The sequence below is a fragment of the Protofrankia symbiont of Coriaria myrtifolia genome, from assembly GCF_900634755.1.
In the GTDB taxonomy this organism is placed as follows: Bacteria; Actinomycetota; Actinomycetes; order Frankiales; family Frankiaceae; genus Protofrankia; species Protofrankia coriariae.
On the sequence record NZ_CAAAFS010000124.1, the window covers coordinates 1 to 5,804 of the forward strand.

At 71.4% G+C, this 5,804-nt stretch carries 5 protein-coding genes; 4 read left to right on the forward strand and 1 reads right to left on the reverse strand.

The window, feature by feature from the left end; genetic code table 11:
- The 3 genes from CM1CMNOD_RS06760 to CM1CMNOD_RS06770 all read left to right on the forward strand — a co-directional run.
- On the forward strand, window positions 1-1,148 hold a 1,148-nt coding region (locus tag CM1CMNOD_RS06760; RefSeq protein WP_242625441.1), incomplete at its 5' end, for an AI-2E family transporter.
- Between the two features lie 113 nt (window positions 1,149-1,261).
- The gene (locus CM1CMNOD_RS06765; protein WP_013872924.1) at window positions 1,262-1,960 is read left to right on the forward strand and encodes a DSBA oxidoreductase; all 699 of its coding nucleotides are present in this window, start codon (window positions 1,262-1,264) and stop codon (window positions 1,958-1,960) included.
- Window positions 1,961-2,179: 219 nt separating this feature from the next.
- Window positions 2,180-2,662, forward strand: coding sequence for a ribose-5-phosphate isomerase (locus CM1CMNOD_RS06770; RefSeq protein ID WP_013872925.1), 483 nt, complete (start codon window positions 2,180-2,182; stop codon window positions 2,660-2,662).
- 10 nt (window positions 2,663-2,672) lie between these two features.
- Here the strand turns inward: CM1CMNOD_RS06770 and CM1CMNOD_RS06775 are convergent, their stop codons facing one another.
- Window positions 2,673-3,062, reverse strand: coding sequence for a hypothetical protein (locus CM1CMNOD_RS06775; protein ID WP_013872926.1), 390 nt, complete (start codon window positions 3,060-3,062; stop codon window positions 2,673-2,675).
- Between the two features lie 1,467 nt (window positions 3,063-4,529).
- On the opposite strand from CM1CMNOD_RS06775, the gene CM1CMNOD_RS06780 reads away from it, so the two are divergent.
- Window positions 4,530-5,546: a dolichyl-phosphate beta-glucosyltransferase gene (locus CM1CMNOD_RS06780; RefSeq protein ID WP_013872927.1), complete on the forward strand. Its 1,017-nt coding sequence runs from the start codon at window positions 4,530-4,532 to the stop codon at window positions 5,544-5,546.
- The last annotated feature ends 258 nt before the right edge of the window (window positions 5,547-5,804 follow it).

The window sequence follows — 5,804 nt, forward strand, 5'->3', positions numbered from 1 at the left end:
ATCCCGCCCCGGCCGCGGGACCCGGCACCCCGCCACGAACGGACGCCCCGCCGGCGCCACAGGCGGACGCCCCGGCGGCGGGAACCGCCGCCCCGGCCGGAACGGGTGATCCGCACGTACCGGTATCCCTGCGGGTGGCCGCCGGATGGTCGTGGCGCCTGCTCGTCATCGGCGTGGCGATCTACATATTCATGATCGTCATCGGGCGCGTCCGCGTCGTGGTGATCCCGGTGATCGCCGGTCTGCTCGTCAGCGCCCTGATCTACCCGACGGCGATGCGGCTGCGCCGGCACGGGGTGCCCAAGCTGGTGTCGTCCTTCGTGACCGTCTTCGGCTTCCTGATTCTGGTGGCGGGCGCCGGAGTGGGCGTCGGCTTCAACGCGGCCAACGAGTTCCCGAGCCTTTCCGACCAGGTCAGCCAGGGTGTGGAGCAGGTCCGCGACTATCTGCGGGACGGCCCGCTGCACCTGTCGCAGAGCCAGTTGGACGATCTCACCAACGACATCACCAGGACGTTGGCGAACAACCGGGGACGGCTGGTCTCCGGTGTGCTCTCCGGCGCCACGGTCGCCGCGGAGGTGCTCACCGGCATCCTGCTCACCCTGTTCGCGACCTTCTTCTTCGTCCACGACGGTGACCGGATCTGGGACTGGATCGTGACCCGTTTCCCCCCTGGCACCGAGGAACGGGTCCGGGGCGCGGGGAAGGAGGCGTGGGCGACCGTCACCGGATACATCCGCGGGACGATGTTCGTCGCGCTGGTGGACGCGATCGGCATCACCATCGGCCTGCTGGTCGTCGGGGTTCCCCTGGTCGCGCCGCTGGCACTGCTGACCTTTCTCGGCGGGTTCATCCCGATCGTCGGCGCGACGGTGGCGGGCGTGGCGGCCATCCTGGTCACGCTCGTCTCCAACGGCCTGGTACCCGCGCTGGTCATCCTCGGCGTGGTGCTCGCCGTGCAGCAGATCGAAGGCCATCTGCTCCAGCCGCTGGTCATGCGGCGGGCGGTGCGGCTGCATCCGCTGGCGATCGTCGTCTCGCTGTCCGCGGGCGGGGTGCTTGCCGGCATCCCCGGAGCGGTCGCCGCCGTGCCGTTCGTGGCGGTGGTCAACAGGGTCGCGAGCTATCTCGCCCGATCCGGGAAGTAGCCACCCGCCCCTGGTGGTTGGGCCTGAGTGACCGATGAACCCGGGCCTTCCGGCGGCGCGGCACCCATGATCGTCCTGCCGGCGTGCCCGTTTCTGGTGATCAGGAGTGACTTGTGACCACACAGCCCGGGATCGAGACCGTGTCCACACGCCCGTCACCTGCCTCCGGAGCGCAACCGGGGCCTGCCGGCTCTCCCGACCCGTCCGCTCCCGCACAGGCCGGTTTCTGGTTCGACCCGAGCTGCCCGTGGGCGTGGCTGACGTCGCGCTGGGCGCTGAACGTCGAACAGGTACGGCCGGTGCGGTTCAGCTGGCACGTGATGAGCCTCGCCGTTCTCAACGAGGGCCGGGAGGACCTCCCGCAGCGGTACCGGGAGGGGATGAAGCGCGCGTGGGGGCCGGTGCGGATCAGTGCCGCCGCCGCGGCACGCCACGGTGACGAGGTGCTGCTCCCGCTGTACACGGCGCTGGGCCGGCGTCGTCACCTGGAGAAGGCGGAGTGGGACGCCGACACCTTCGCCGCCGCGCTGACCGAGGCCGGGCTGCCCACGGACCTCGTGGACGCGGCCACCTCGGACGAGTTCGACGAGGCGGTGCGGGCCAGCCACCACGACGGCATGGACCGGGTGGGCATGGACGTCGGAACCCCGGTGATCGCGGTGGGGGACACGGCTTTCTTCGGCCCGGTCGTCACCCCGTCGCCGAAGGGCGAGGCCGCCGGGCGGCTCTGGGACGGGGTGCTGCTCGTCGCCGGCACGCCCGGCTTCTACGAGCTCAAGCGCACCCGGGACCTCCCGCCCATCTTCGACTGAGCCCCCGCTCGACTGAGCGGCACCCGACCGTTCGACCGGGCGGTACGTCAACCGTTCGGCCGGGCGGTACCCGTGTTCGACCGGGCGGTGCCGGCGGTCCGGCCGGACCGCGCCGGGCGAGGCCCGATCCGGATGGGAGCCCGGCCCGATGGGTGCGTTGTCCTCCTTTTCGAGGGGAGCCGGCATGGGCAGCGCAGGGGGCGGGCATCATTTCCACCCATGCGCGTTCATCTTGGTTCCGACCACGCGGGCTTCCACCTGAAGGCCTCGTTGATCACGTGGCTGACCGAGCAGGGGCACACCCCGGTCGACCACGGGCCTGCCACCTACGACCCGGACGACGACTACCCGCCGTACGTGCTTGCCGCCGCCGTGGCGGCCGCGGGCGAGCCGGACGCCTTCGGCATTGTTCTCGGCGGCTCCGGCAACGGCGAGGTCATCTGCGCGAACAAGGTCTCCGGGGTGCGCGCGGCGCTGGTCTGGAGCACCGAGACCGCCCGGCTCGCCCGGCTGCACAACGACGCCAACGTGATCAGTCTCGGTGCCCGGCTGCACACCGTCCCCGAGGCCGTGGACTTCGTCGAGACGTTCCTGCGGACGTCGTTCAGCGCCGAACAGCGTCATGTCCGGCGGATCGGGATGATCTCTTCCTACGAGCGGACCGGTGAGGTTCCGGTGCCGTCGGCGCCGCTGGCTCCCTGACGCCGACGTTCTAACGTCGACGCTGCCCCCGGGGGGTGGTGGCCGTCGGATCCGTCCACGGGCGCCGGCGGATGACAACGCTGCGCTCGGCCTCGGCCAGGTCGTCGGGGTCGGGGCGGGCGATGTCGCGGGCTCGCATCGCCGTCCCCGGAGGCAGCCGTGACCGGCCGGCGCCGATCAGCGCGCGCAGGCCGGGATCGCCGGTGTTGCGGCGGCCGGTCTTGTCCTGCTGGCTCTGCTGACCGCTGCCGGGGTGGTCCGGAGCGGTCGGCCGCGGGCCCGGCCCGTCCGCGGCCGTGCCGCTGTCGGACCTGCCGCTGTCGGGCGTGCTGTCGCCGGACGAGACGCTGCCAGGGCCGCCTCCGGGGCCGGGCCCGTCGAACTGACGTCGTTGCGTCATCACCTGTCCCTCCCGTGGCGCCCCATGTGGGGCGCCCACCGGATCCAGGGTGCCCCGGCCCGGGCGGCCTGGCCAGGGGGACCGTTGTGTACCGTCCGCGCCGGGTGCCCCCGTCGGGCCCGCGGAAACCGGTGGATCTCACCTCCACGATACTTTCAGCGCAGATGCGTCGACGTTTGTCGGGGGAACTGGACGAATTCCTGGCGGCGGGGGTTCCCTGTTTTTGTCCGGGGTATATGTCGGGGCGCGACGGTGGGCGGGGAGGTGGCGCGCCGGGTGCGCGGGGAAACGTGATCGGGTATCGCCTCCGGCTCCCGTGACGTACCGGGAGAATCCCGTCGGCGGCCGTGCCCGCCGGAGCTGGGAAAGGCCGGGGACGGACCCGCTCGGATCGCCATTCGGCTGATCCGGTGCCGGAGGTGTCCGTGAGCAGTATCGGGAGCGGCCCGACGCCGTCGGACGGGTGCTCGCATGGGCGGAGCACCCGCTTTGCCGTGTCCGCTGAAGCGCGAGGTGCGGTGTCCGCCCGGTTGCCGGTCGTCACCACTCGGCCGGGGGTGTGCCGGCGGGGAGCGGGTATCGTCTGGTTGTCGCCTGATATTGGCGGAATATCATGGATCAGTCGAAGGATGAATGATTATGGCTTTTTCGCGTATTCGGAGGTGACGGCGGGTCCGGCTCATGCGTACCGGATGGCCGGACGTGGCCCGGGACGTCGGTCACATAGTGCGGGCCCGCGCCGAAACCGATCGAAGCTTCATGATCGCATAATGTCGAATACGAAAGCGGGCGAACGGACGATCGTCACGGCGGAAGTCGGCGGAAGTCGTCCGCCGGCCCGGCCGTCGTTGGGGGCGCAACCCCGCGGGTCGCGGCTTTCCAGGCGGTACCGTGCCCTCCCCGCCCGGGGGAGGAGCGGTCGTGGTGTGACGAACCGTGGACTGTCGGATGTGCGTCGGGGCGATGTCAGGGTGGCGGGCGAAGGAGGGGATCGTGCCTGCGGGAGGATGCCATGGGCATACGCGTGGGCGCTGCCACCGCGTGGGCGGACGGTCGCGCTCACGGGCTGGTGTCCTGACAGCGAAGCCGATGGTGATGCTACCGATTGTGAGGTTGTAGTGACGGTATTCGGATCCGGTGTCGCGGCGAATTCTCGGAGGTGTCCCAGTGAGCGCTCACACTCCGAGTGGACGCGGACCGTGACGCCGACCGCCGGAGCGGGCCGGGCGCGGGTCCGGCACCCGGCCCCCGTCATGCGCCGTCCAGGGGTTTTGGCATGCTGTCGGCCGCCGGTCGGTGCGTCGTTAGCCGCCGGACACGCATCCGGTACGGCGTCTCAAATCCTGACGGCTTGGCGATGTCGCATCGACGACACTTCGGCCGGGCATCGGGCGGCCCGAAGTACCTCGAGATCGGCAGGCGATCACAATTGCCTCCGTCGCTGCCGACCCAGCTTGGGAGTGACTCTTGGACCACGTTCCCGTCAGTATCGTCATCCCCGCCTTCAACGAGGCGCACCGGCTCCCGGAGTCGCTGCCTCGTCTCACCTCCGTGCTGGGCAGGCTCGCCGGCGCGGAAGTGATCATTGTCGATGACGGCAGTACGGACCGCACCGCCGAGGTCGCCCAGCAGCTGTTGAGCGGGTTCCCGCGATCGCATGTCGTGAAGCTCCCCTGGAACTCCGGCAAGGGCGCGGCCGTGCGGACCGGGGTCGCGATGGCCCGGGGCACGTCGATCGTGTTCATGGACGCCGACATGGCCTCGGACGTGAACGATCTCCCGTTGCTGCTCGCAGCCCTGCAGGACGCCGAGGTGGCGCTGGGATCACGCCGCATCGGCGGCAGCACGGTCCGCTCGAACGGCCGGCGGATGGGCAGCTGGGCGTTCAACCAGATCACCCGCACGTTCACGGCGCTGGACGTCGCCGACACCCAGTGCGGCTTCAAGGCGTTCCGCCACGCCGAGGCGAAACTGCTGTTCAGCCTGGCCAGGTCGACCGGCTTCGGGTTCGACGTCGAGGTCCTCTCACTGGCGCGGTCGATGGGCTACCGGATCACGGAGGTGCCCGTCCGCTGGTCGGAGATGGCCGGTGGGACGTTCCGGGTGAGCCGGCACACCCCGGCGATGCTGGTCGACGTGCTGCGGGCCAGGCGCTACCACCGACGGCGGGCCGCGGTCACGTCCGCGCCGCTGGGCCTGCGCCCCGTCGAGGCACAGCCGTCGGTCGTTCTCCAGCCGGTGCCCACGCCGCTGGCGGTCGTCCGGCGCCCCAGCGTGAGCACGGCCCCGGCGGCCACGGACGACACGCAGCCGTCACAGGCCCCGGTCGCCCGGGTGATCAGTATGGGTACCGGCGCCCTGGTGGCCGGCGGCGCTCCGGCGGAGATGCCCACTTCACCGGCCATTCTCCCGGTTGGCCGGGACGCCAGCCGGCTCCCGGCGAACCGGGAGGGCCGCCAGCCGGCTCCCCGCGAGGTCGTCTGAAGGCAGCTGAAGGCATCGTCGCGGGCGGGCCGCCACCTGGGCCCCGGGCCGAAGCGGTACGGACCGCTCACGTCGGCCCGTCCTGGTGGACGACGCGAGCGGCGCCGCGGAGCGCTCGGCCTCGGTGTCGGATGACGAGCGGCGGCACCGCTGGCGCTGCCGCCGGGCTCGGCCAGCACGGCGGGCGGCTTCGGCTTCGGTGTCGGATGACCGGATGAGGCCGGATGGGGGTGGCCTCGTGGCGCGCGGCGGCGAAGC

What these genes read in the sequence shown, in the direction of transcription:
- CM1CMNOD_RS06770 (WP_013872925.1), top strand. Translation starts at nt 2,180, where the DNA reads ATGCGCGTTCATCTTGGTTCCGACCACGCGGGCTTCCACCTGAAGGCC.
- CM1CMNOD_RS06775 (WP_013872926.1), bottom strand. Translation starts at nt 3,062, where the DNA reads ATGACGCAACGACGTCAGTTCGACGGGCCCGGCCCCGGAGGCGGCCCT.